21 protein-coding genes are annotated in these 24,286 nt (G+C 64.8%); 20 read left to right on the top strand and 1 reads right to left on the bottom strand.

Annotated elements, in window-relative coordinates:
- Positions 1-7 precede the first annotated feature (7 nt).
- On the bottom strand, positions 8-331 hold the full coding sequence (locus PCA10_RS30445; protein ID WP_016493894.1) for a hypothetical protein: 324 nt from the start codon (positions 329-331) through the stop codon (positions 8-10).
- Here PCA10_RS30445 and flgF point away from each other — a divergent pair.
- The 20 genes from flgF to fliS (PCA10_RS19910) all read left to right on the top strand — a co-directional run bounded on the left by flgF (position 330) and on the right by fliS (PCA10_RS19910) (position 24,285).
- A complete protein-coding gene (gene flgF, locus PCA10_RS20010) occupies positions 330-1,073 on the top strand; it encodes a flagellar basal-body rod protein FlgF (RefSeq protein ID WP_016493893.1) in 744 nt (247 codons plus the stop codon). The genes PCA10_RS30445 and flgF overlap by 2 nt on opposite strands.
- Before the next feature lie 45 nt (positions 1,074-1,118).
- Complete coding sequence (gene flgG / locus PCA10_RS20005) at positions 1,119-1,904, top strand: flagellar basal-body rod protein FlgG (protein WP_016493892.1); 786 nt, start codon at positions 1,119-1,121, stop codon at positions 1,902-1,904.
- An 18-nt stretch (positions 1,905-1,922) separates the two neighbouring features.
- Complete coding sequence (gene flgH, locus PCA10_RS20000; RefSeq protein ID WP_016493891.1) at positions 1,923-2,636, top strand: flagellar basal body L-ring protein FlgH; 714 nt, start codon at positions 1,923-1,925, stop codon at positions 2,634-2,636.
- Between the two features lie 11 nt (positions 2,637-2,647).
- The gene (locus PCA10_RS19995) at positions 2,648-3,748 is read left to right on the top strand and encodes a flagellar basal body P-ring protein FlgI (RefSeq protein WP_016493890.1); all 1,101 of its coding nucleotides are present in this window, start codon (positions 2,648-2,650) and stop codon (positions 3,746-3,748) included.
- A 9-nt stretch (positions 3,749-3,757) separates the two neighbouring features.
- Positions 3,758-4,924, top strand: a complete 1,167-nt coding sequence (flgJ, locus tag PCA10_RS19990) for a flagellar assembly peptidoglycan hydrolase FlgJ (RefSeq protein ID WP_016493889.1) — start codon at positions 3,758-3,760, stop codon at positions 4,922-4,924.
- 9 nt (positions 4,925-4,933) lie between these two features.
- Positions 4,934-6,985 (top strand): flagellar hook-associated protein FlgK, encoded by a 2,052-nt coding sequence (gene flgK / locus PCA10_RS19985; protein ID WP_016493888.1) that lies wholly within the window; start codon positions 4,934-4,936, stop codon positions 6,983-6,985.
- Between the two features lie 11 nt (positions 6,986-6,996).
- Positions 6,997-8,244, top strand: a complete 1,248-nt coding sequence (gene flgL / locus PCA10_RS19980; protein ID WP_016493887.1) for a flagellar hook-associated protein FlgL — start codon at positions 6,997-6,999, stop codon at positions 8,242-8,244.
- Between the two features lie 23 nt (positions 8,245-8,267).
- The gene (locus PCA10_RS19975; RefSeq protein WP_016493886.1) at positions 8,268-8,963 is read left to right on the top strand and encodes an acyltransferase; all 696 of its coding nucleotides are present in this window, start codon (positions 8,268-8,270) and stop codon (positions 8,961-8,963) included.
- 62 nt (positions 8,964-9,025) lie between these two features.
- A complete protein-coding gene (locus PCA10_RS19970) occupies positions 9,026-9,496 on the top strand; it encodes an adenylyltransferase/cytidyltransferase family protein (protein WP_041770374.1) in 471 nt (156 codons plus the stop codon).
- The gene (locus PCA10_RS19965; protein ID WP_016493884.1) at positions 9,493-11,076 is read left to right on the top strand and encodes a CDP-glycerol glycerophosphotransferase family protein; all 1,584 of its coding nucleotides are present in this window, start codon (positions 9,493-9,495) and stop codon (positions 11,074-11,076) included. Before PCA10_RS19970 ends, PCA10_RS19965 begins: the two co-directional genes overlap by 4 nt.
- Positions 11,066-12,346 (top strand): ATP-grasp domain-containing protein, encoded by a 1,281-nt coding sequence (locus PCA10_RS19960; protein WP_016493883.1) that lies wholly within the window; start codon positions 11,066-11,068, stop codon positions 12,344-12,346. The genes PCA10_RS19965 and PCA10_RS19960 overlap by 11 nt, the downstream gene beginning before the upstream one ends.
- 38 nt (positions 12,347-12,384) lie before the next feature.
- Positions 12,385-13,875 carry a glycosyltransferase gene (locus PCA10_RS29290; RefSeq protein ID WP_016493882.1) on the top strand — a complete coding sequence of 497 codons (1,491 nt, stop codon included), beginning with the start codon at positions 12,385-12,387 and terminating at the stop codon, positions 13,873-13,875.
- A gap of 133 nt (positions 13,876-14,008) precedes the next feature.
- Positions 14,009-15,133 carry a DegT/DnrJ/EryC1/StrS family aminotransferase gene (locus tag PCA10_RS19945; RefSeq protein ID WP_041770371.1) on the top strand — a complete coding sequence of 375 codons (1,125 nt, stop codon included), beginning with the start codon at positions 14,009-14,011 and terminating at the stop codon, positions 15,131-15,133.
- Positions 15,134-15,164: 31 nt separating this feature from the next.
- On the top strand, positions 15,165-16,442 hold the full coding sequence (locus PCA10_RS19940; RefSeq protein ID WP_016493880.1) for a CDP-glycerol glycerophosphotransferase family protein: 1,278 nt from the start codon (positions 15,165-15,167) through the stop codon (positions 16,440-16,442).
- Between the two features lie 47 nt (positions 16,443-16,489).
- A complete protein-coding gene (locus tag PCA10_RS19935; RefSeq protein WP_051148087.1) occupies positions 16,490-19,975 on the top strand; it encodes a glycosyltransferase in 3,486 nt (1,161 codons plus the stop codon).
- Between the two features lie 303 nt (positions 19,976-20,278).
- Positions 20,279-21,433, top strand: a complete 1,155-nt coding sequence (locus PCA10_RS19930) for a flagellin (RefSeq protein ID WP_016493878.1) — start codon at positions 20,279-20,281, stop codon at positions 21,431-21,433.
- 81 nt (positions 21,434-21,514) lie between these two features.
- Positions 21,515-21,880, top strand: a complete 366-nt coding sequence (locus tag PCA10_RS19925; RefSeq protein ID WP_016493877.1) for a flagellar protein FlaG — start codon at positions 21,515-21,517, stop codon at positions 21,878-21,880.
- Between the two features lie 95 nt (positions 21,881-21,975).
- Positions 21,976-23,418, top strand: coding sequence for a flagellar filament capping protein FliD (gene fliD, locus PCA10_RS19920; RefSeq protein WP_016493876.1), 1,443 nt, complete (start codon positions 21,976-21,978; stop codon positions 23,416-23,418).
- A 3-nt stretch (positions 23,419-23,421) separates the two neighbouring features.
- Positions 23,422-23,820: a flagellar export chaperone FliS gene (gene fliS / locus PCA10_RS19915; RefSeq protein ID WP_016493875.1), complete on the top strand. Its 399-nt coding sequence runs from the start codon at positions 23,422-23,424 to the stop codon at positions 23,818-23,820.
- Positions 23,821-23,904: 84 nt separating this feature from the next.
- The gene (gene fliS, locus PCA10_RS19910; RefSeq protein ID WP_016493874.1) at positions 23,905-24,285 is read left to right on the top strand and encodes a flagellar export chaperone FliS; all 381 of its coding nucleotides are present in this window, start codon (positions 23,905-23,907) and stop codon (positions 24,283-24,285) included.
- Position 24,286: the final 1 nt, after the last annotated feature.

The following is a 24,286-nucleotide window of genomic DNA, read 5'->3' as shown; positions in this document are numbered from 1 at the left end:
CCTGGCTCTAGCTCGCGAGCTCATCCGTTTCTGCATCCATCTGTAGGAGCGATTTCAATCGCGATTGGTCGGCGCAGCCGGCCCAGGTCCGGATTGGCAGGTCTTCGACCTGCATCGCGAATGAATTCGCTCCTACAAGCGGCAAATCCCCTTGCCGCTGGCGGCAGCCGCTAGCCGCCAGCGGTTTGACAAGGCCCTGCAAAGGGCCTTTTTCTTTTCTGTAAATTCCTTTTAATTCAATGGCTTGTAATTGAGTTTCGACATTGGCACGACGCTTGCTGGATAGCTTGCAAAGAGCCAAGGGCGGCAACGCCCACTCGGAGAAATTCATGGACAAGATGCTTTATGTCGCGATGAGCGGAGCCAGCCAGAACTCCCTGGCCCAGCGCGCCCACGCCAACAACCTGGCGAACATTTCCACTTCGGGTTTCCGCCGCGACTTCGAGCAGGCGCGTTCCATGCCGGTGTTCGGCGACACTTTCCCGTCGCGGGTCTACGCCATGACCGAGCGCCCCGGCACCGACTTCACCCCCGGCGCCCTGCAGGAAACCGGTCGTGACCTGGACGTGGCCGTGAAAGGGGAGGGCTGGATCGCCGTGCAGGCCCCCGATGGTGGTGAAGCCTATGTACGTACCGGCAGCCTGCAGATCGATGCCCTCGGCCAGCTGCGTACCGGCAATGGTTTGCCGGTCATGGGCAATGCCGGTCCCATCGCCATTCCGCCGGAGCAGAAGGTGGAGATCGGCCAGGACGGCACCATCAGCGTCCGCGCCCTGGGCGAGGCTCCCAACGTGGTGGCCGAGGTGGACCGCATCAAACTGGTCAACCCCGACCCCAAGCAGCTGGAGAAAGGCACCGACGGCATGATCCGCCTCAAGGACAACCAGCCGCCGGCCGCGGCCGACGCCAATGTCCAGGTGACCTCCGGCTTCATCGAGGCGAGCAACGTCAACGCCGTGGAAGAGATGACGGCGATCCTCTCGCTGTCCCGCCAGTTCGAGCTTTCCGTGAAGATGATGCGCACCGCTGAAGATAATTCCGCGGCAATGGCGCGGGTCTTGCAGTTCAGCTAATCACCAGTACGCGGCGCCATGATTCCGGCGCCCGAGGAGAAATAGATGCTTCCGGCACTCTGGGTCAGCAAGACCGGCCTGTCCGCCCAGGACATGAACCTGACCACCATTTCCAACAACCTGGCGAACGTTTCGACCACGGGCTTCAAGCGCGATCGCGCCGAGTTCGAGGACCTGCTGTACCAGATCCGTCGCCAGCCGGGCGGCCAGACCAGCCAGGACAGCGAGCTGCCCACCGGCCTGCAGCTGGGTACCGGTGTGCGCATCGCCGGCACCCAGAAGATCTTCACCCAGGGCAGCCTGCAGACCACCGAGCAGCCGCTGGACATGGCCATCAACGGCCGCGGCTTCTTCCAGGTGCTGATGCCCGACGGCACGGTCGCCTACTCCCGCGACGGCAGTTTCCACCTGAACTCCGACGGCCAGATCGTCACCTCCCAGGGCTTCGCCCTGGAGCCGGCCATCGTCCTGCCCGCCGAAGTGCAGACCTTCACCGTGGGCGAAGACGGCACCGTCTCGGTGACCACCACCGGCAACCCCGCAGCACAGATCATCGGCAACATCCAGACCGCCGACTTCGTCAACTACGGCGGCCTGCAGGCCATCGGCAACAACCTGTTCCTGGAAACCTCCGCCAGCGGCGCCCCGCAAGTCGGTACGCCGGGCCTCGCCGGCCTGGGCGTGGTGCAGCAGAACACCCTGGAAAACTCCAACGTCAGCGTGGTCGAGGAGCTGGTGAACATGATCACCACCCAGCGCGCCTACGAGATGAACTCCAAGGTCATCTCCACCGCTGACCAGATGCTCGCTTTCGTCACGCAGAACCTGTAACGCCCTGAGGTAGTTGTCATGAACCGGCTGATCATTCTTCTCCCGCTGCTCGGAGTCGCCCTCATCCAGGGCTGTGTGCAACCTGCGCCGCGACCGAACGATCCCTACTATGCGCCCGTGCTGCCGCGTACCCCGCTGCCCGCCGCACAGAGCAACGGCGCGATCTACCAGGCCGGTTTCGAGACCAACCTCTACGACGACCGCAAGGCCTACCGCGTGGGTGACATCATCACCATCACCCTCAACGAGCGCACCCAGGCCAGCAAGAACGCCAACTCGCAGATCCAGAAGGACAGCAACGCCAACATCGGCCTGACCTCGCTGTTCGGCGGCGGCGTGTCGGTGAACAACCCCAATGGCGGCCTCAATCCGCTGGACGCCGCGCGCCTGTCCCTGGACGCCGAATACAACGCCTCCCGCGACACCAAGGGCGACTCCAAGGCGGGGCAGAGCAACAGCCTGTCCGGCTCCATCACCGTCACCGTTTCCGAAGTGCTGCCCAACGGCATCCTCGCGGTGCGCGGCGAGAAGTGGCTGACCCTGAACACCGGCGACGAGCTGGTGCGCATCGCCGGCATGGTCCGCGCCGACGACATCGGCACCGACAACACCGTGCCGTCCACCCGGGTGGCCGACGCACGCATCACCTATTCCGGCACCGGCGCCTTCGCCGACGCCAGCCAGCCCGGCTGGTTCGACCGGTTCTTCATGAGCCCGCTGTTCCCGTTCTGATGAGACCGACCATGAAGCGACTGATCACCGCCCTCTGCCTGCTGCTCGCCGCAGGCGTGGCCCAGGCCGAGCGCCTGAAGGACCTGGCGAGCATCCAGGGCGTACGGACCAACCAGCTGATCGGCTACGGCCTGGTGGTTGGCCTGAACGGCACCGGTGACCAGACCACCCAGACGCCCTTCACCCTGCAGACCTTCAACAACATGCTGGCGCAGTTCGGCATCAAGGTGCCGGCCAACGTCGGCAACGTGCAGCTGAAGAACGTCGCGGCGGTGTCCATCCATGCCGACCTGCCGCCCTTCGCCAAGCCCGGCCAGGTCATCGACGTGACCATCTCCTCCATCGGCAACGCCAAGAGCCTGCGTGGCGGCAGCCTGCTGATGAGCCCGCTCAAGGGTATCGACGGCAACGTCTACGCCATCGCCCAGGGCAACCTGGTGGTGGGCGGCTTCGACGCCGAGGGCAGCGACGGCTCGCGGATCACCGTCAACGTTCCGTCCTCCGGCCGCATTCCTTCCGGCGCGACGGTGGAGCGTCCGGTGCCGAGCGGTTTCGAGCAGGGCAATTCCCTGACCCTGAACCTCAACCGCCCGGACTTCACCACCGCCAAGAACATCGTCGACAAGCTCAACGAACTGCTCGGCCCCGGCGTCGCCCAGGCCATCGACGGCGGCTCCGTGCGGGTCAGCGCGCCGCTGGACCCGAACCAGCGGGTGGACTACCTCTCGGTGATCGAGAACCTGGAGATCGAAGCCGGCCAGGCCGTGGCCAAGGTCATCATCAACTCCCGCACCGGCACCATCGTGATCGGCCAGAACGTGCGCGTGCAGCCGGCCGCCGTCACCCATGGCAGCCTCACCGTCACCATCACCGAGGACCCCATCGTCAGCCAGCCGGAAGCCTTCTCCGGTGGCCAGACCGCGGTCGTGCCGCGCTCGAAGGTCAGCGCCGAGCAGGAAGCCAAGCCGATGTTCAAGTTCGGTCCGGGCACCACCCTCGACGAGATCGTGCGTGCGGTCAACCAGGTGGGCGCGGCGCCGTCCGACCTGATGGCCATTCTCGAAGCGTTGAAGCAGGCCGGCGCGCTGCAAGCCGACCTGATCGTGATCTGAGGACGGGCGATGAATTCGAAACTCTCCTCAGGTCTCGCCTCCGGCTCCACCGTCGACAGCGGCGCCTACACCGACCTGAATCGCCTCAGCCAGTTCAAGGCCGGCAAGGAGCGTGACAGCGAGGGCAACATCCGCAAGGTGGCCCAGGAATTCGAGTCGCTGTTCCTCAACGAAATGATGAAGTCCATGCGCCAGGCCGGTGAAGCCTTCTCCGAAGGCAACTACCTGAACAGCAACGAGACCAAGACCTACCAGGAAATGCACGACCAGCAGCTCGCCCTGACCCTGTCCAAGCAGGGCGGTGTCGGCCTGGCCGATGTGCTGGCCCGCCAGCTGTCCAAGACCAACAAGTCCACCGGTCCCAATCCCTTCGCCCAGGTGCAGTCCGGCGTCCAGGCCAACTGGCCGGCCCAGGGCAGCAAGCAGGCGGCAAAGGGCGACGAGTCCAGCGTCGCGGTGCGCGACGATTCGCGCCTGATCAACCTGCGCCGCCTCGCCCTGCCGGGCAAGCTCGCCGACCGCCAGGCGGCCGGCATCGTGCCGTCCCCCGAACAGACCGCCGGTACTTCGCTTGCCGCCAAGGACTGGAGCGCCGCCCAGAGCTACGGCGCGCCCGAGCGTGAAGCCGTGGGCGTCGAGGCCGCCGACGGCGCCAAGGGCACCAGCAAGCGCCGCTTCGCCTCGCGTGACGAGTTCATCGAGACCCTGTTGCCGATGGCCGAGAAGGCCGCCGAGCGCATCGGCGTCGACCCCCGCTACCTGGTGGCGCAAGCCGCCCTGGAAACCGGCTGGGGCAAGTCGATCATCCGCGAGGCCGACGGCGACAGCAGCCACAACCTGTTCGGCATCAAGGCCCACAAGGGCTGGGACGGCGAGTCCGCGCGCACGCTGACCACCGAATACAAGGGCGGCAAGGCGGTGAAGGAGGCGGCGTCGTTCCGCTCATACGACTCCTTCGAGCAGAGCTTCCACGACTACGTGAGCTTCCTGCAGAACAACTCCCGCTACGACAAGGCGCTGGATTCGGCCGAGAAACCCGAGCAGTTCGTCCGCGAACTGCAGAAGGCCGGCTACGCCACCGACCCGCAATACGCCCGCAAGATCACCCAGATCGCTCGCGGCATGCAGATCTACCAAGCCGTCGCCAGCGTCGATGGCCCGACCAGAAGGATATGAGGCTGAGTCATGGCTGACCTACTAAACATTGGCCTGTCGGGGCTGCGCGTGAGCCAGTCGCAGCTGACCGTCACCGGCCACAACATCTCCAACGTCAATACGCCCGGTTTCACCCGGCAGAGCGCGACCCAGTCGACCAACCTGCCGCAGTTCTCCGGCTCGGGCTATATCGGCAGCGGCGTCAGCCTGACGGATATCCGTCGCAGCTACAGCGAGTTCCTCACCGCGCAGCTGCGCAACACCACGTCGCTGAGCAGTGACGTGGATGCCTACAAGAGCCAGATCGACCAGCTCGACTCGTTGCTGTCCGGCACCACCACCGGCATCACCCCGTCGCTGAAGAGCTTCTTCGCCGCCATGCAGACCGCCGCCGAGGACCCCGCCAACATGCCGGCGCGGCAGTTGGTGCTGTCCGAGGCCGAGGGCCTGGCCCGTCGCTTCAACACCGTCTCCGATCGGTTGAACGCGCAGAACGACTCGCTGAACAAACAGATGGCGTCGGTGGCGGACCAGGTGAACCGCCTGGCCGGTTCCATCGCCAGCCTCAACGACGCCATCGCTGTCGCCTCGTCCAATGGCCAGGTGCCGAACGACCTGCTGGACTCCCGCGACGAGGCGATCCGCCAACTGTCCACCTACGTGGGCGTGAGCGTGGTGCCCCAGAGCGACGGCACCCAGAGCATCTTCGTCGGCACCGGCCAGCCACTGGTGGTGGGCAACTCGGCCAACCGCCTCGAAGCGGTGCCCGGCAAGGGTGACCCCAGCCGTTTCGAGCTGGAGTTCGTCAGCGGTGATTCTCGCCAGGGCGTCACGTCGCTGCTCAGCGGTGGAGAACTGGGCGGCCTGATTCGCTACCGCACCGAGACCCTCGATGCCAGCCTCAATACCCTGGGCCGCCTGGCCATGTCCATCAGCGACCAGGTCAACACCCAGCTCGGCCAGGGCCTCGACCTGAAAGGGCAGGTGGGGGCGGCCCTGTTCGGCAACTTCAACGACCCGGCCCTCGCGGCGCTGCGGGTGAAGGCCTTCGCCGGCAACAGCAATGCCCAGCCGGCCCTGAACATCACCAATACCAGCCTGCTCACCACCAGCGACTACCAGATGGAGTACAACGCCTCGGCGACGCCGCCCTACTCGGTGCGCCGCTTGAGCGACAACCAGGAAATGGTCGTCAGCGACAGCACTCCGTCCGGCACGCTGACCATCAAGGACAGCGCCGGCCGTGACCAGGGATTCCAGATCGCCCTCGGCGTGCCGCCGCCCACCACCGGTGACAAGTTCGTGCTGCAGCCCACGCGCACCGGCGCCAAGGACATCAGTGCGGTGCTGGACCAGGCGGACCAGCTGGCCTTCGCCGCGCCCCTGCATTCGGAAGCGAACGTGCAGAACAAGGGCACCGGCGCGATCGGCCAGCCCAGCATCACCAATACCCTGACCCCCATGAGTCAGGCGCACCTGGCGGCGATTTCGTCGATCACCATGAACTACACGGCGGGCACGCCGGGGAGCCTGAGCTTTTCCGGCCTGCCGCCCGGCGTGACCATCACCCAGCCGACTTCGGGCACCCTGAGCGTGACGCCAGGGCAGACCAACCAGCTGAGCTACACCATTTCGGTCACCACGGGGACCCCTGCCACCACGCAGGAGTACCAGATCAGCCAGAGCTTCAGCGGACGGGCGGAAACCGGCGACAATTTCAGTCTCGCCATGAGCACCAACGGTGTTTCCGACAACCGCAACGCCCTCAAGCTGGTGGACTTGCAGACCAAGGCCGCGGTCGGTGTCGACGCCCTGGTGGGTGGCACCGGTTCCAGCTTCTCCGACAGCTACGGGGACCTGGTGGAGCGGGTGGGCACCCTGACCGCCCAGGCGCGAGTGGACAGCGAAGCCAGCACGGCGATCCTCAAGCAGGCCACGGACAATCGTGACTCGCTCTCGGCGGTGAGCCTGGATGAGGAAGCGGCCAACCTGATCAAGTTCGAGCAGTACTACAACGCTTCGTCGCAGGTGATTCAAGTTGCGCGCAGCCTGTTCGATACCTTGATGAGCACCTTCCGCTAACGGAGCCAGCCATGCGAATTTCCACTATCCAGCAATACAACAATGGCGTGGCGGGCCTGCAGCGGAACTACGCGAACGTCACCAAGACCCAGGAACAGATCAGCACCGGCAACCGCATCCTCACGCCGGCGGACGATCCGGTGGCGTCGGTCCGTCTCCTGCAGCTGGACCAGCAGCAGGGTGTGCTGGACCAGTACAACTCCAACCTGACCGCCGCCCAGAACAGCCTGAACCAGGAAGAAGTGACGCTGAATTCGGTGAACACCGTGCTCCAGCGTGTGCGCGAACTGGCGGGGGAGGCCGGCAACGGCGCCCTGAGCACCGAGGACCGCAAGGCCATCGCCGCCGAACTCAAGGAGCGCGAGGACGAACTGCTGAGCCTGATGAACACCCGCAACGCGCGGGGCGAGTACATCTTCTCCGGCTTCCAGGGCAAGACCCAGCCCTTCGTGCGCAATGCCGACGGCAGCTACAGCTATGAAGGCGACGAGGGCCAGCGCAAGCTGCAGGTGGCGAGCTCCCTGCAACTGCCCATCAGCGACAACGGCAAGCGCGTGTTCGAGAACGTGATCAACGCGGGAAGGCTGGGTAGCACCCTGACCAACAGCCCCGCCGGCTCCACCCTGAGCCCTTCGGCAGCGCTGGTGCAGGACGAGGTTTCCTTCTCCGGCAACCCGCCGTTCCCCGATGCCGGCGTGCAGATCGTATTCGGCAACCCCGACGCCAACAGCTATGAAATCTTCGCGATGGGGACCACCACCCCGGTACTGGGCAGTGGCGCCATCGATACCGATGCCACCACCGCCGACCAGGTGGTGTTCCGCGGCGTCAACATCAAGTTCGATGGCCTGCCCGTGGGCGGTGAGACAATCGACGTCACGGCCAAGCCCAACCAGCAGAAGCAGGGCATCCTCGACACCATCGCCAACCTGCGCATGGCCCTCGAGAATTCGACGGATACGCCGGCCGGCAACAAGGTCGTCCGTGACGCCGTGGCCGAGTCCCTGACCAACCTGGACAACGGCATGACCGTGGTCGACTCGGTGCGTGGCGAAATCGGTGCGCGCCTGAACGTGGTCGAGTCCACCCTCACCGACAACGAAGACGTGACCCTGGTGAACCAGTCCGTGCAGGCCGACCTGCGCGAGCTGGACTACTCCGAGGCGCTATCGCGGCTGAGCTTCCAGTCGATCATCCTCGAAGCGTCGCAGCAGAGCTATGTGAAGATCGCTTCGCTGAGCCTGTTCAACAAGCTGTAATCCCGCCGGAACCGAGTGAAGCCATGCAAGACGCAGTGATCCTGGAAGGCGCACGAGACTATGAAGATGCGCGCGGTAACCGCATCCACTGTCCGACGTTCCTGCCGGGCGTCAAGGTCATGTTCCGCGGCTCCAACAACCGGGTGGTCATAGACCCGGCGTCACGCGTCAACCGGCTGTCGCTGGAGTTCAACTGCTCCGAGGGCTACTTCGAGCTGGGCCGCAACGACTGGGACAACGCGTTCAAGGGGCTGGTGCGGATAGGGCAGGGGAGTCGGGTGGTCATCGGCCGCAACGTCACCTGCACGGCCCACTGCTTCATCGACGCCAGCGAGATGGCCTCGGTGACCATAGGCGAGGACTGCATGTTCGCCTCGGGGAACCAGCTGCGCACGGATGATGCCCACCCGATCTTCGATGTGCACACCGGCAAACGCATCAACATCGCGCGGGACATCCTGATCGGCAATCACGTCTGGCTCGGCTACAACGCCAAGGTCCTGGGTGGTGCCGACATAGGCGAGGGCACGGTGATCGGCATGGACAGCCTGGTGAAGAGCCGGCTGCCGAACAACTGCATCGCCGTCGGAACACCGGCGCGGTTGGTGCGCCGGGATATCGCCTGGGAGCGTCCGCATCTGTCCTTCGACGAGCCGTACTTCAAGCCCGATGCCGACAGCATCGTGAGATCCAGCTACTGGAACGAGACTCGGGATTGATGGGACCTGACAACGTCAACCGGCGGGGCGAGCCCGCCGAACTTTCCACAGGTGGTTCGCAAATGGGCAAGTCAGCGCTGGGAACAGTCATCACCTATGGCACCTTCGATATGTTTCATATCGGCCATCTGCGCCTGCTCAAGCGCATGCGCGAACTGGGCGAGCGCACGATAGTCGCGGTGTCCACCGACGAGTTCAATCGCCTGAAAGGCAAGAAGGCGCTGATTCCCTATGCCGAGCGCAAGGAAATCATCGAATCGCTGGACTGCGTCGACCTGGTGATCCCGGAGCAGTCCTGGGAGCAGAAGCCCGACGACATCCGCGAACACAAGGTCGATACCTTCGTCATGGGCAATGACTGGAACGGCAAGTTCGATCATCTGAAAGCCCACTGCCAGGTCGTCTACCTGGACCGTACCCGTGGGGTTTCCTCCACCGAGCTGCGCGAATCGCTGGCCAGCATCCTGGCCGACGACCGCCAGATCTCCAACATCCTGAGCCTGTTGAAGGCGCTGAAGGGCGATCTTGGATGAATAGCAGCGTTCAACACCATCCCGCGCTGCTCCTGTCGATTCCCGTCCCCGACGGTATTCGGCGCGAGGGCGAGGTGCTGTGCCTGACCGTCAACGCCAGCGACGCCAGCGCGGTCCAGGCTTGCCGCCTGCTGGTGGTGGGGCGGCGCGCCAAGGTGATCGCCGCCTTCACCTGCAGCCGTGGCGCCTCGGGCTTCGAAGCCCGGCTGCCACTGGAACTGTTCGGCGACGATGAAACCCGCTGGGACGTCAGGCTGGAAGCTACCCTGGACAATGGTGAGCGACTGGAGACCCAGCTGCTGGGCCGGCATCCGGGTGGCGAGACGCCCCGTCACTTCTTCAACGAGGCGCTGGCCGAGCGGGGCCTGTCGACCTACCTGAGCGACAGCGCCAGCTCCCTGGTGTTTTATGCCGCGCCCCTGGAGCTCCATGGCCGGGTCACCGCCGGGGAGAACGCCAAGCAGGCCTTCGCCGGTTACCTGGCGGACCTGCCGCTGGACGAGAACCTGGTGATCTTCGAGAGCTTCCTCGGCAAGAGCTACTCGGGCAATCCGCGCTACATCTACGAAGAGCTGCGCCGTTCGCGCCCGGACCTGCGCTGCGTCTGGTCCTACAACGGCGACCAGGCGATCCCCGGCGATCCGCAGGTGGTCAGGCGCGGTTCGCCGGACTACTACCGGCTGCTGGCGCAGGCCCGCTACCGGGTGAACAACGTCATTTTCCCGGTGCATGGGCGCAAGCCGGAAACCGTCTACCTGCAGGCCTGGCACGGCACGCCGCTGAAACGGCTGTCGTTCGACATCGAGGTCAGCGGGCCGGAAGTCGATGCCCGCGACAACTTCTACCGGGAATCCCGTTCCTGGAGCCTGTTGCTGAGCGAAAACGCCTACTCCACCGAGGTCTTCAAGCGCGCCTTCCGCTATCCGGGGGAGGTCCTGGAGCTGGGCTATCCGCTCACCGATCCGTTGCTGGACCCGGCGCCGGACAGCGCTGCGCTGGCCAGGCGCCTCGGTCTGCCGGAGGGCAAGCGCTTCATCCTCTACGCGCCCACCTGGCGGGACCACAAGGCCATCGGTGCCTGGCAGCACGCCTTCGACCTGCAGCTGGACCTGGCCACGCTGTCCGCTGGCCTTGCCGACGACCAGATGCTGCTGATCAAGGCTCATCACCTGGTGGCCGAGACCCTGGACCATGCCGCCTTGCCGGCCAATGTCCGGGACATGTCGCACCTGGATGATGTCAACGAGCTGTGCATGCTCGCGGATGTCCTGGTCACCGACTACTCCTCGGTGTTCTTCGACTTCGCTGTGACCGGCCGGCCCATCCTCTTCTACTGCTATGACCTGGAGCTCTACGCGTCGGCTATCCGCGGCTTCTACCTCGATGTGCACGAGGACCTTCCCGGCCCGGTGACCGCCACCACCGAAGGCCTGGTCGGTTTGCTCGGCGAGCTGGACGCGGTAGCCAGGGAATATGCGCCGCGCTATCGCGAGTTCCAGCAGCGCTTCTGTTCCTTGAACGATGGTCAGGTTGCGCGCCGCGTGGTCCAGGCCGTATTTGGTGACGCACGTGACGATTAAGGTCCTGGTTTTTCCCTGTGGCTCGGAGATCGGGCTGGAGATCCACTCGGCGCTGAAGTACGCCAAGGACGTCGAGCTGTACGGTGTTTCGTCGGTATCCGACCACGGCGAGTTCGTGTATGCCCGCTACCGGCAGATCGACGCCCATGTGGATTCGGATGAATTCATCCCGCAACTGAACCGCCTGATCGGCGAATGGCAGATCGACCTGGTGGTGCCGGCCCACGACAGCGTGATCCTCAAGCTGGCCGAGGAACAGGGGCGGCTTGCCGCCAGGGCCACGGTGCCCGAGGTGGAGCTGGCGCGCATCTGCCGCAACAAGAACGCCACCTATGCCCACTTCGCCGGTTGCGACTTCGTGCCCGACGCGGTGTCGGGCCTGGCATCGAACTATCCGATATTCGCCAAGCCGGCGGTGGGGCAGGGCTCCCAGGGCGTCGAGCTGGTTCGCGACGCGTCTCGCCACCAGCAGTTGCTGGACAGCGGCATCGAGTACGTGTTCTCCGAATACCTGCCGGGCGAGGAATTCACGGTCGACTGCATTTCCGATGGGCAGGGCGTGCTGCTCAAGGCGTCTCCCCGTGAGCGTGCGCGGGTCAAGTCGGGCATCAGCGTGCGTACCCGGCCGATCGAGCTGGGCGCCGAGGTGGACGCCATTGCCGCCTGCATCGCCGAAGCCTTCCGCTTCAAGGGCGGCTGGTTCTTCCAGGTCAAGCGGGCCCGCGATGGCCGCCTCAAGCTGCTCGAAGTCGCGCCGCGCACGGCGGGCTCCATGGGCCTGTCCCGCAACCTGGGGATCAACTACCCCTTGCTGAGCCTGTATGCCTACTCGGGGCTGGCCTTCTCGGTGATCGCCCAGCGGTACCCGATCCAGATGGACCGGGCCCTGAAGAACTGCTTCAAGGTGGAGCTGGACTTCGACCGGGTCTATCTCGACCTCGACGACACGCTGATCCTGCGCGGTGCGGTCAACGCCCTGCTGATGGCGCTGCTCTACCAGTGGCTGGCCAAGGGCGTGGAGATCGTGCTGATCACCCGCCATGCCGGCTGTCCGCGCGAGACCCTGGCGCGGTACCGGATAGCGCCGGAGATCTTCGCCGAGATCATCCACCTCCAGGACGGCACGCCGAAGAGCCGGGCCATCGGCCAGCGGGAGCGCTCGATCTTCATCGACGATGCCTACCGCGAACGCCTGGACGTGAGCACAAGCCTGGGTATTCCGGTCTTCGACCTGGATGCCATCGAACAATTGCTGGACTGGCGCGCCTGAGCCCGCTTCCCCCTTGCCCTGGTTGACGGAGCTACCGCATGCAACCTCTGCTTTCCATCGTCGTGCTCGTCTACAACACTGCGGAGTATCTGCAGGAGTGCTTCGATTCCCTGCTGAACCAGCGCTACCGGAACATCGAGATCATCGCCATCGATGACGGCAGTACCGACGACAGCCTGGCCATCTGCCGCACCTACGAGGCGCGCCATGGGAATTTCCGTTGCCTGACCAAGGCCAACGAGGGCGGGGCGATCGTGGGCAACCTCGGCATTTCCCTGGCCAAGGGCGAATACGTCGCCCTGGTGGACTCCGATGATGTGGTCACCGAGGACGGCTATGCGTTGCTGATGGAGGAAGCCCTGGCCCAGCGCGCCGACATCGTGGTCGGCCGTGCGGCGCGCCTGACCGACGGGGTGGTGAATGCGGTCTCCTTCCTCTACGAGCCCTTCGTCTGGAACCGTCGGCGGGTCATCGACTCGGTCGCGGAGTTCCCCGACCTGATGCACGACGGCTTCTACTGGAACAAGGTCTTCCGCCTGGACTTCCTGCGCGAGCATGGCCTGGGCATGGTCCCGGGCCTGCTCTACGCCGACCGCCCATTCGTGCACAAGGCCTATTACCTCAGTCGCAAGACCGCCATCATCACCGACCTCGTCTATCTCTGGCGCACACGGGCGACGGGTACGGCGCTGTCGATCACCCAGAACAAGGCGGCTGCATCCAACTTCCGGGATCGCATTCGCTCGATGACCATCGAGTGGACGGACTTCGAGCAGGTGGAGGGTGCCGACTGGTACCGCCGCCTGATCGCCGAGACCAACCTGCAACGGGCGCTCCACGTGATGTACTCCATCGTCGACTCGCCGAGTTTCCGCGCGGTCTTCGTCGAGGGCATGCAGCGCATCCTCGCCCTGTACGGCGACCTGGACTGGCGGCCGCTTGGGGCGCGCCGCGCGGTCTACCTGGAACTCCTGCGGCAGGGGGAGGTAGGCGGCCTGTGCTTCCTGCTCGGCCTGCAGAACGAAGGCAAGACCCTCGAGATCGACGGCAAGTGCTACTGGAAACAGCCCTTCCTCACTAGCCAGGAAGTGGTGGTTCCGCGCGAGCTGGCGCGCATCGACTTTCCCACCATCGGTTTCTTCCACATCAGCCGGCTGGCCCGCTGCGGCGACCAGCTGGAACTGGAACTGGACATCCCCGATGCCGTGATGGCCGGCACCGAGGTGGTGTTCGAGATGCAGTCCCTGATGGGCGACGAGATCATTACCTTCGAGGATCGCGGACGGCTGCGGCCCAACGTCTACGGCTACCGCATGACCTTGCCGGGCGATTTCCCGGCAGGGCACCGGAGCGGGGACCTGTTCGGCCTGATCCTCAATTATCGCTGCGGCGCCATCAGTGGCCGCTACCGCATCGGTCGCGCGCTGATGACGTCGTGGCTGCTCGAGGACTTTCCCATCGTCGGCCCGTTCGACTACCCGGTTTACCATTCGCCGGAGTTCGGCGGGGTGGGGATGCGGGTGGTCTGAGGTGAGTAGGTACGCCGATTGCAAGGTAAGCCTCGCCTGACCGTTTTTCGGCGCTGGACGTCGTTTTTCTGACGTCCCCCGCCATCGGCGGTCGGGCACTGGCTGCTCCCTTCCATGCTTCGGGTACCTAATGATGAAGAACAGGACGATTCCCGTTACAAGCCCGCTGCTGCCGCCCCTGGAGGACTTCGTTCCCTACCTGGAGAAGATCTGGGACAGCCGGATACTCACCAACGGCGGCAGCATGCACCAGGCGCTGGAAAGCGCGCTGTGCGAATACCTGGGCGTCGAGCATATCGCCCTGTTCGCCAACGGAACCCTGGCGCTGGTCACCGCGCTACAGGCGTTGCGCATCACCGGTGAGGTCATCACCACGCCCTATTCCTTCGTGGCCACGGCCCATTCGCTGCTGTGGAACGGCATCAAGCCGGTCTTCGTCGACATCGACCCGCATACCCTGAACCTCGACCCCGCCAAGATCGAGGCGGCCATCACGCCCCAGACCACCGCCATCCTGCCGGTGCACTGCTATGGCAATCCCTGCGATGTCGAGGCCATCGACCGCATCGCCGACATCTACAACCTGCGGGTGATCTACGACGCCGCCCATGCCTTCGCCGTCCGCGATATCGGCGGCAGCATCCTGCGCCACGGCGACCTGAGCGTGCTGAGCTTCCATGCCACCAAGGTGTTCAACACCTTCGAGGGTGGCGCGATCATCTGCCCCGACGCCAAGACAAAGCAGCGGATCAACCACCTGAAGAACTTCGGCTTCGTCAATGAAACGACGGTGGTGGCGCCGGGCATCAACGGCAAGATGAGCGAGATCAACGCCGCCTTCGGCCTGTTGCAGCTCAAGCACATCGACAAGGCCTTCGAGGCGCGACGCGCCATCGATGGCCTGTACCGCCGCCTGCTGGCCGGCGTGCCCGGGGTGCGCTGCCTGGAGCAGGGCAGCCAGGTGTTCGCCAACCATGCCTATTTCCCGATCCTGGTGGAGGATGGCTTCCCGACCTCGCGGGACCAGCTGTACCAGCATCTGCGCGACCAGGGGATCATGGTGCGGCGCTACTTCTTCCCGCTGATCAGTGATTTCCCCATGTACCGTGGCCTGCCTTCCGCCGTGCCGAGCAACCTGCCGATTGCTGGCGGCATGGCCGGCAAGGTGTTGTGCCTGCCAATTTTCCCGGATCTCGGGCTGGACGACGTGCAGGGCATCTGCGAGCTGATCGCCTCGGCCAGGGCCGCCTCGGCGTGAGGCCTGTGCTTACTCCTGGCGGAGTGCCCGCTTGAGCTTCCACGGTTCGTTCCGGCTCCTGGCCGACTGGCTGCTGTTGCCGCTCTGGTGGCTGTTCGACCGCCTGTTGCCCAAGCGCATGGACCTGTGGGCGTTCTTCGTCCATCCGTTGAAAAGCGACCAGTTCGTCGAGAACTCCCGGGCCGTGTTCGAAACGGTCAAGGCTGACCCTTTGATCCACAAACTCATCTTCACCCGTGGCGGCGAAGGCCTGGACCTGCGCCTGGAAGGGGCCTGCAACACCCGCCTGGTGGACCTTCAGAGCCTGGCCGGGTTGTTCGCCCTGGCCCGCTGCGGCGTCTACCTGCTGACCAACTCCATCGCCCTGGATATGTCCTGGCGCTGGCCGGATGGCGGCTTCAGCGTGCTCCGTCCGACCATGCGCCGGCGCATCGTGGTCAACCTCTGGCACGGCATCCCGCTCAAGCGACTGTTCGCCCTGGCCAACCCGACCCTGCGGGAAAACGCCGACCGGGTCGCCTTCAGGCGCCGCGAGCGTGCCCGTTACCAGGGGCTCGTGTGTTCGTCGGAGGTGGACAGCTACGCCATGGCGGCGATCTTCCACCCCATCGAATATTCCCGCCTCTGGCTGACCGGCCTGCCGCGCAACGACTTCCTGCGCATGCCCGAAGCGGCGCTGCCGGGATTCCTCGCGAGCGAAGTCGACACCATCCGCCGCTTCAAGCGCGGTCGACGCCTGGTGACCTACGCACCGACCTTTCGCGAGAGCGAGGTGGAGGCCGCCAGTTGCTACCAGTTCAGCGATGAGCAGATCTCCCGGCTCAAGGCGTTGATGGCGCGCCATGACGCGGTGTTCGGCTTCCGCATGCATTACTTCCGCAAGGGCGACCAGCTGTTCAACATGGAGCGCTATATCGATGGCGAAACCCTGTTCGACCTGGGCCACAAGGCCATCCACGAGATCGCCCCGGTGTTGCGCGAGTCCGACCTGGTGGTGACGGATTACTCGTCCGTCTATATCGACGCGCTCTACCTGGACAAGCCGGTGTTCAGCTTCGCCTACGACCTGGAGCACTACCAGGCACGGCAGAACGGCCTGCTCTACGACATGGAACTGGCCTTCCCCGGGCCGGTCCTGAAGGATTTCGACGACCTGCTGCGCGCCCTCGACGAGGAACTGACCTGCCCCCGGCAGGTGGCCGGCGGTCGCTACGCACAAACCAAGAAACTGTTCTTCAGCTTCCAGGACGACCGCAATTCCGCGCGGGTGGTCGGCAAGCTGAATGAACTCATCGGAAAGAGGCAATAGTGGCTGTGGCGAATCCCAACGAATCCAATCCCCTGGTCAGCATTGTCATGCCCGCCTACAAGGCGATGTACCTGGAGGAAGCGCTGGACAGCATCCAGCGCCAGACCTACCGACCGCTGGAACTGGTGGTCTGCGACGACTGCCGCAGCGACGAAGTGCAGGCCGTGGTGGAGGCCTTCGGCGCCCAGGCCGACTTTCCCGTCATCTACCGGCGCAACGAAACCCGGCTCTGGGAAACCCGCAGCGCCGCCCGGGGCATCGCCCTGGCGTCCGGCGACTACGTGAAGTTTCTCCACGACGACGACCGCCTGCACCCGGACTGCATCGAGGCGCTGGTCGCCGTGATGGAGGGCGATTCCGAAATCGCCCTGGCCAGCTCGCGACGCCGGCGTATCGACGAAGAGGGCAACCCGCTGCCGGATATCCTGGCAACCGCCCATCCCTTCCGCGAGGACGTGGTGGTCAACGGCGAACAACTGGTCAGCTTCTTCGCCGACTACACCGTCAATTTCATCGGCGAGCCCAGTACCGTCCTCTGCCGTCGTGGCGACCTGCTGGAGTTCGGCGACCAGCTATCGGTGCTCAACGGCAAGCGCATCACCTGGGTAGCGGACCTCGCGCTCTACGTGAAGCTGCTGCGACGTGGGCACCTGGCGATGCTGGCGCGGCCACTGACGGACTTCCGCGTGTCGCGGGAGCAGTACAGCCAGATCGGTCGCGACAAGCCGGGCATCGGCCAGCAGGGCCACGTCGATTTCCGCCAGGGTATCCGTGACCTCGGCTGGTACCGGGCCGACGCCAACAGCAGCCTGGTGGAGGTAGCCCCGATCACCCGGCTCAAGAGCCGCGTGTTCAAGCCGCTGGACCTCCTGGCCGCGCTGAACCGGGCGGCGAGCCAGGGCGGCATGGCGGTCAGTGCCTGGCTGGCCGAGCGGGTGCCGAGCGAACAGCAGATGGCCCTGATCGAGCAACGCCTGCAGGCAGTCGACGGCGGGCCGAGCATCGCCGTGCTGGTGTTCGACCGCCTGGGCGATGCCGAGGCGGTGGAACGCACCGTGGCAAGCCTGGAGACTGTCAACCTCTACCGCAAGATAAGCGTCCAGGTCCTCTCCACCGACCCGGCCGCGCTGGCCGGGCGATCCGCTGAGCCGTTGCCGGCCGAACCCGGTGCCCAGGTGGAGGCGCTCAACCGCGCGGCGGAGCGGGTGAGCGCCGATTGGTTGCAGGTGGTGGAGGCGGGTGTCGAATTCACCCCCAGCGGCTTGCTGGTGGCGGCGCTGGACCTGATCGAGGGGCAGTCGTGCCTCGCGGTCTACGCCGACGGCGTGATGCGCGGCAGCGATGGAGGATTGGGCGTGGCGCTGCGCCCGGACTTCAACCTCGACCTGCTCCTCAGCCTGCCGGCCAGCATGGCCCGGCACTGGCTGCTGCGGCGTGACAATTTCCTCGCCATGGCGGGCTTCGATGGCGCGTTCGCCCAGGCGTTCGAGCTGGAGTTCCTGCTGCGCCTGATCGAGCAACAAGGCCTCGGGGGGATCGGTCACATCAGCGAGCCGCTGGTGGTCAGCGATGCCTTCCGCCTCGAGGACAACCCCCACGAGCGGCAGGCCATCGAGCGCCACCTGCGAGCCCGCGGCTATGCCGAGCCCCAGGTGCTTTCGCGCAAGCCGGGCTGCTACGAGCTGGACTATGGCCACGCCGTGCAGGCCTCGGTGAGCATCCTGGTGGCGGTCAAGGACCAGCTCAGCCATGTCCAGCGCTGCCTGGAAACGCTGCTGGAGAACATCACCTACCCCCATTACGAGATCATGCTGCTGGACCTGGGCAGCAGTGAGCCGCAGACCCGCGAATGGCTGTCCGCCATCGGCGGGATGGGCGAGGACCGCCTGCGGGTGCTGACCTACCCGGCGGATGTTTCCCGCGAGGCCGCCTGCAACCACGCGGCGAGCGAAGCCCGTGGCGACCTGCTGCTCTGGCTCGGCGTCGGCGCCGGGATAGTCGACCAGGACTGGCTGCAACAACTGCTCAACCACGCGCTGCGTCCTGAAGTGGGCGCGGTGGGTGGCAAGCTCCTGACCTCCGACGGGCGCATCCGTCATGCCGGGCTGCTGCTGGGCTTGCGTGGCCCGGCCGGGCGCGCGTTCGAGGGCATGGCCCACGACAGCGCCGGCTACCTGCAGCGCCTGCAAGTGGACCAGAACTATTCGGCGCTGAGCGGCGAGTGCCTGATGCTCCGCCGTGACCTGTTCCTCGAGCTGGGCGGCTTCGACGAAGACCCGCAGCTGGCCAACTGGGCGGACGTCGATCTCTGCCTGCGCATTCGCCAGGCGGGCTACCTCAATGTCTGGACGCCACGGGTGCAGATCCTGATGGAGTCGCAACCCCAGCCGGAAGCGAGCCACGCCGAGGAAGACGTGATGTACGCCCGCTGGCTGCCCGTGTTGGCCCGCGACCCGGCCTACAACCCCGGGCTCTCGCTGCTCGCCGAGCCAGGCTTCAAGCTGGCGGACCCCAACCTGGCCTGGCGCCCGTTGCAGTCGTGGCGGCCCCTGCCGCGCGTGCTGGCGCATCCCGCCGACCTGTACGGCTGCGGCCACTACCGGGTGGTCCAGCCCTTCACCGCCCTGCAGAACGCCGGTCTGATCGAAGGGGCCATGTCAACCAGCCTGCTGCCGGTGGCCGACCTGGAGCGCTACGAGCCGGACGTCATCCTGCTGCAGCGCCAGATAGGCGAGGAGCGCCTGGAAGCCATGCGGCGGATGAAGGCCTTCTCGTCGGCCTTCAAGGTCTACGAGCTGGATGACTACTTGCCCAACCTGCCGTTGAAGAACGCGCACCGCCAGCACATGCCCAAGGACGTCCTGCGCTCCCTGCGCCGGGGCTTCGATTTGGTCGATCGCTTCGTGGTGTCCACCGCGCCGCTGGCCGAGGCCTTCGCCGGCCTGCACGAGCGGATCCAGGTGGTGGAGAACCGCCTGCCCCTGCATTGGTGGGGCGACCTGCACAGCCAGCGTCGCACCGCTGCCCGACCCAGGGTTGGCTGGGCCGGCGGCGCGGGGCACACGGGTGATCTGGAAATGATCATCGACGTCGTCAAGGAGTTGGCGAACGAGGTGGACTGGGTGTTCTTCGGCATGTGCCCGGAGGCCATCCGTCCCTATGTGAAAGAGGTTCACACGGGGGTCGAGATCAACAAGTACTCGAAGGCATTGGCGGCGCTGAACCTGGACCTGGCGCTGGCGCCCGTCGAGCAGAACCTGTTCAACGAGTGCAAGAGCAACCTGCGCCTGCTGGAGTACGGCGCGTGCGGCTTCCCGGTGATCTGCAGCGATATCCGCTGCTACCAGGGCGACCTGCCGGTTACCCGCGTCAAGAACCGCTTCAAGGATTGGGTGGATGCCATCCGCATGCACCTGTCCGACCTCGATGGCGCCGCGCGACTGGGCGATGAGCTGCAAGCCGTCGTCCGCCGTGACTGGATGCTGGAAGGCGAGAACCTGGAGCTCTGGCGCCGGGCCTGGATGCCCGACTGACGTTGAGCCCGGCATTCCGCTCACCCCGACAAGGCCCCGTCATTCGACGGGGCCTTGTCGTTTTGCGTGATGGGGAACACAGAGAAAACCCTTCAGTTTCTTCGGAACGCGTCGATAAGGAGAGTGGAAGGCAGGCGTAAATACGGAAAAGCAAGGGGCGGAAGATTTTTTTTCACCCACCCCCCTAAAGCTTCCCGAGACACCGCCGATACGAATTACGAATGCGAACTTAATGGGTGCCTGGGCGATGCCCACCCAAGCTCGCAAGCTCAGGCAAACACGCAGTCCTTGGAGGACACGACCATGGCTTTGACCGTCAACACGAACATCGCTTCCCTGAATACCCAGCGCAACCTGAACACCTCCTCCCGTGCGCTGGATACTTCCCTGCAACGTCTGTCCACCGGTTCGCGCATCAACAGCGCCAAGGACGACGCCGCAGGCCTGCAGATCTCCAACCGCCTGAGCAGCCAGATCAACGGCCTGGGCGTGGCAGTGAAGAACTCCAACGACGGCATCTCCATGGCGCAGACCGCTGAAGGCGCCCTGCAGCAGTCCACCAGCATCCTGCAGCGTATGCGTGACCTGTCCCTGCAGTCCGCCAACGGTTCCAACAGCGACGACGAGCGCAAGGCCCTGAACGCCGAAGTGACCGAGCTGAAGAAAGAACTGAACCGTATCTCCAACACCACCACCTTCGGTGGCAAGAAGCTGCTGGACGGCACCTTCGGCACCACCACCTTCCAGGTGGGCAGCGCCGCGAACGAAACCATCAGCGTCAACATCGACGAGATGAGCACCGACTCGCTGACCGGCAAGTACTACGAAGGCAGCGTCACCGCCGCCACCGGTACCGCCACCGCTTCCGGCACCGCTTCGGTGACCCTGACCGTCGACGGCAAGACCATGACCGTCGAGGCCAACATCGCCAGCGGCGCGACTGCGGTCGAAGCCTCCCGCGCCCTGGGCGCCGCGATCAACGACGCCAACCTCGGCGTGGGTGCCTTCGTGGACGACAATGGCGCGATGAAGATCGTGTCCCAGGACAAGGATGGTGCCAACCAGCTGACCGCCCTGAGCTTCAGCGGCGCTCCGACCGGCATCACCGCGGGCACCTACACCGCCGCCACCGCCGTGACCGAAGACAAGATCTCCGACATCGACGTGACCACGGTGCAGAACTCCCAGGAAGCCGTGCTGGTGATCGACCAGGCGATCAAGATGATCGACTCCCAGCGCGCCGACCTCGGTGCGGTGCAGAACCGCTTCGAGAACACCATCGGCAACCTGCAGAACATCTCGGAGAACGTGTCGGCAGCCCGTGGCCGTATCCAGGACACCGACTTCGCGGCGGAAACCGCTAACCTGACCAAGAACCAGATCCTGCAGCAAGCAGGTACCTCGATCCTGGCCCAGGCCAACCAGCTGCCGCAGGCCGTCCTCAGCCTCCTGGGCTAAGGCCCGGACGAGGCAAGGCGTTGAACGCGGGGGGAAGTGCTTGGCGCTTCCCCCCTTCTTGCCGTTTGTGAGGTGAGCACAATGGATATCGGAACAGTCAACCTGACGAGCAAAGGTGTAAGCGCGACGCCTGCCGGCACTGGCGCACTCCGTGGTCCGGTGGCGAAGGAAACCCCTGAGAAGGTTGCCGAGCTGGAGCGCGAGAAGTCCCAGACCGAGGAAGACACCGCACCGGTGGCAGCAGCGGCCTCCAGCATTCAGGAGTTCGTGCAGAGCATTCGCCGCAACCTGAACTTCGATGTGGACGACAGCAGCGGCCGAGTGGTGGTGCAGGTAACCGACTCGATGTCCGGCGAGGTTATCCGGCAGATCCCCTCTGAAGACGCATTGAAACTGGCGGAAAGCCTGTCGGAAATGCGCAGCCTGCTGTTCAAGGCGGAAGCCTGACAGCCAGGTTGGCACTGGCGTACGTGGTGGCACGATTCTTGACTGCTTTATCGTTGATTGACACAGGTGTCAGACGATTGGCGAGGTAACGGAAAATGGCTGGCGTAACCGGACTCGGTTCGAACATCAACATCGACAGCATCGTGAAGGCCCTGGTGGACGCCGAGAGAGCGCCCAAGGACGCCCAGCTGGCGCGAGTGGAGAAGAGCGCGACGTCGAAGTTCTCGGCTGTCGGCCAGCTCAAGAGCGCCATCAGCGATTTCCAGACCGCGCTGAAGGACCTCAACTCCGCTGACCTGTTCGCCAAGCGTTCGGCCAAATCGAGCAATACCGACCTGGCTACCGTTACGGCCACGAACAAGGCCAGCGCCGGAACCTACCAGCTGACGGTCGAGAAGCTCGCAGCCGCCAGCAAGGTGGGGACCGCAAGCTTCGCCAAGGGCGAGACTGCGGCCGCAGCCGGGACCCTCACCGTCAAGCTCGGCCCCGATGATCGTGGCGTCGATGTGCAGGTCGCCGCTGGCGCGAGCCTGTCCGAAATCCGCGACAGCCTGAACACCGCGCTGAAAGACAAGGGCGTCAGCGCCAACATCGTCAGCAACCCGGCGGATGGCTCTTCTCGCCTGGTGCTCAGCTCCAACACCACCGGCGCGGGCAAGGACATCTATGTCCAGACATCCGCCGGCCTGGAAGACTTCCGCATCGGCCAATTCGCCGATAACAACGCGGCGTCCAAGCCGACCGGCGCACTTGCCGCGCTCGATGGCGCCAGCGCTACAAGCAGCGGCTACATCACCCAGGCCCAGGACGCGGAGTTCACCATCGACGGCCTGAGCCTGCGCAGCTCCAGCAACACCGTGTCCGACGCGATTTCCGATGTCACCCTCAACCTGGTGAGCGCGGAGCCCGGCAAGAAGTTCACGGTGACGGTCGCCGAAGACACGTCGAGCGTGAAGGGCAACATCAAGAAGTTCGTCGACGCCTACAACAAGATGATAGGGGTGACCAAGACCCTGACCGCCGTAACCTCCGTTGGCGAAAGCAGCGCCCCCGTGACCGGCGCGCTGGTGGGCGACGCCACGGTGCGTTCATTGCTGTCCACCGTACGCAACGAGCTGGTGAACCCGTCCGGCCAGGGCGGTGGAATTTCGATCCTGTCGGACCTGGGCATCACCACCCAGAAAGACGGCACCTTGAAGATCGACGACACCAAGCTCGACAAGGCCCTCAGCACCCAATACGAATCCGTTGCCGGTTTCTTCACCGGCGAAAATGGCCTGACGTCCCGCCTGAACGGCAAGTTGGACGTCTACACCCAGGCCGGCGGCATCCTGTCCCAGCGCCAGGACGGCCTGCAGAGCACCCTCGACTCGGTGAAGGACCAGCGCACCAAGCTCGATGAGCGTATCGCCAAGGTCCAGACCCGTCTGTACGCCCAATACAACGCCATGGACTCGCTGATCGCCAACCTGAACACCACCGGCGATCGGTTGATCCAGGCTATCTCCAACCTTCCCGGCGTAGTGAAGCAGAGCTAAGCAATGGCCAATCCGATCGATACCTACAAGCAGGTCAAGACCAGTCAGGAAGTCGCCCCGTACCGCGCGGTGCAGTTGCTGCTGGACGGCGCCCTGGAACGCCTTTCCCTCGCTCGCCATGGCCTCGAAACCGGCAACCCGGAAGTTCGTGGCATGGCGGTCGGCTCCACCCTCAGCATCATCGGCGTGCTCCAGGGCAGCCTGGACAAGCAGCTCGGTGGCGAGATCGCCGAGAACCTCGATGCCCTCTACGACTACATGACCCGTCGCCTGTCCAGGGTCGCCCTGGACAACTCGCCGCGCCCCATAGACGAGGTCGAGGCGCTGCTGCTGGAGATCAAGCAGGCCTGGGACTCCATCGGCCCGGAAGTGAACACAGCGGTCCCCGCGGAAATTTCCTGATTTGCGCAAAGCTGCGGGCTAAAGCTCTCGCTGGTGCTGCCGATACCTTGGGTATCACAGCCCGACACACGAGCGAGAGCGAACATGAACGCGATGGCGGCCCTCAAGCAGTACCAGTCCGTGAACACCCAGGCCAAGGCCGTGGACGCCAGCCCCCACCGGCTGATCCAGATGCTCATGGAAGGCGGCCTGACCCGTCTCGCTCAAGCCCGTGGCGCCATCGAGCGCGGCCAGCTGGCGCAAAAAGGCGAGCTGATCGGCAAGGCAATCGCTATCATCGGTGGCCTGCGCGATGGCCTGAACTTCGAGCAGGGCGGCGATATCGCGGCCAACCTCGATTCGCTCTACGAGTACATGATGTCCCGCCTCCTCGAAGCGAACCTGAAAAGCGACGCTGCCCTGGTGGACGAAGTGGCCGGGCTGTTGCGTGACGTGAAAACCGGGTGGGATGGCATCGCTCAGTGAT

This window comes from Pseudomonas resinovorans NBRC 106553 (assembly GCF_000412695.1).
In the GTDB taxonomy this organism is placed as follows: Bacteria; Pseudomonadota; Gammaproteobacteria; order Pseudomonadales; family Pseudomonadaceae; genus Metapseudomonas; species Metapseudomonas resinovorans_A.
This window is presented reverse-complemented; position numbering and strand designations above follow the sequence as displayed.

What these genes read in the sequence shown, in the direction of transcription:
- flgF (WP_016493893.1), top strand. Translation starts at nt 330, where the DNA reads ATGGACAAGATGCTTTATGTCGCGATGAGCGGAGCCAGCCAGAACTCC.
- PCA10_RS30445 (WP_016493894.1), bottom strand. Translation starts at nt 331, where the DNA reads ATGAATTTCTCCGAGTGGGCGTTGCCGCCCTTGGCTCTTTGCAAGCTA.
- flgG (WP_016493892.1), top strand. Translation starts at nt 1,119, where the DNA reads ATGCTTCCGGCACTCTGGGTCAGCAAGACCGGCCTGTCCGCCCAGGAC.
- flgH (WP_016493891.1), top strand. Translation starts at nt 1,923, where the DNA reads ATGAACCGGCTGATCATTCTTCTCCCGCTGCTCGGAGTCGCCCTCATC.
- PCA10_RS19995 (WP_016493890.1), top strand. Translation starts at nt 2,648, where the DNA reads ATGAAGCGACTGATCACCGCCCTCTGCCTGCTGCTCGCCGCAGGCGTG.
- flgJ (WP_016493889.1), top strand. Translation starts at nt 3,758, where the DNA reads ATGAATTCGAAACTCTCCTCAGGTCTCGCCTCCGGCTCCACCGTCGAC.
- flgK (WP_016493888.1), top strand. Translation starts at nt 4,934, where the DNA reads ATGGCTGACCTACTAAACATTGGCCTGTCGGGGCTGCGCGTGAGCCAG.
- flgL (WP_016493887.1), top strand. Translation starts at nt 6,997, where the DNA reads ATGCGAATTTCCACTATCCAGCAATACAACAATGGCGTGGCGGGCCTG.
- PCA10_RS19975 (WP_016493886.1), top strand. Translation starts at nt 8,268, where the DNA reads ATGCAAGACGCAGTGATCCTGGAAGGCGCACGAGACTATGAAGATGCG.
- PCA10_RS19970 (WP_041770374.1), top strand. Translation starts at nt 9,026, where the DNA reads ATGGGCAAGTCAGCGCTGGGAACAGTCATCACCTATGGCACCTTCGAT.
- PCA10_RS19965 (WP_016493884.1), top strand. Translation starts at nt 9,493, where the DNA reads ATGAATAGCAGCGTTCAACACCATCCCGCGCTGCTCCTGTCGATTCCC.
- PCA10_RS29290 (WP_016493882.1), top strand. Translation starts at nt 12,385, where the DNA reads ATGCAACCTCTGCTTTCCATCGTCGTGCTCGTCTACAACACTGCGGAG.
- PCA10_RS19945 (WP_041770371.1), top strand. Translation starts at nt 14,009, where the DNA reads ATGAAGAACAGGACGATTCCCGTTACAAGCCCGCTGCTGCCGCCCCTG.
- PCA10_RS19935 (WP_051148087.1), top strand. Translation starts at nt 16,490, where the DNA reads ATGCCCGCCTACAAGGCGATGTACCTGGAGGAAGCGCTGGACAGCATC.
- PCA10_RS19930 (WP_016493878.1), top strand. Translation starts at nt 20,279, where the DNA reads ATGGCTTTGACCGTCAACACGAACATCGCTTCCCTGAATACCCAGCGC.
- PCA10_RS19925 (WP_016493877.1), top strand. Translation starts at nt 21,515, where the DNA reads ATGGATATCGGAACAGTCAACCTGACGAGCAAAGGTGTAAGCGCGACG.
- fliD (WP_016493876.1), top strand. Translation starts at nt 21,976, where the DNA reads ATGGCTGGCGTAACCGGACTCGGTTCGAACATCAACATCGACAGCATC.
- fliS (WP_016493875.1), top strand. Translation starts at nt 23,422, where the DNA reads ATGGCCAATCCGATCGATACCTACAAGCAGGTCAAGACCAGTCAGGAA.
- fliS (WP_016493874.1), top strand. Translation starts at nt 23,905, where the DNA reads ATGAACGCGATGGCGGCCCTCAAGCAGTACCAGTCCGTGAACACCCAG.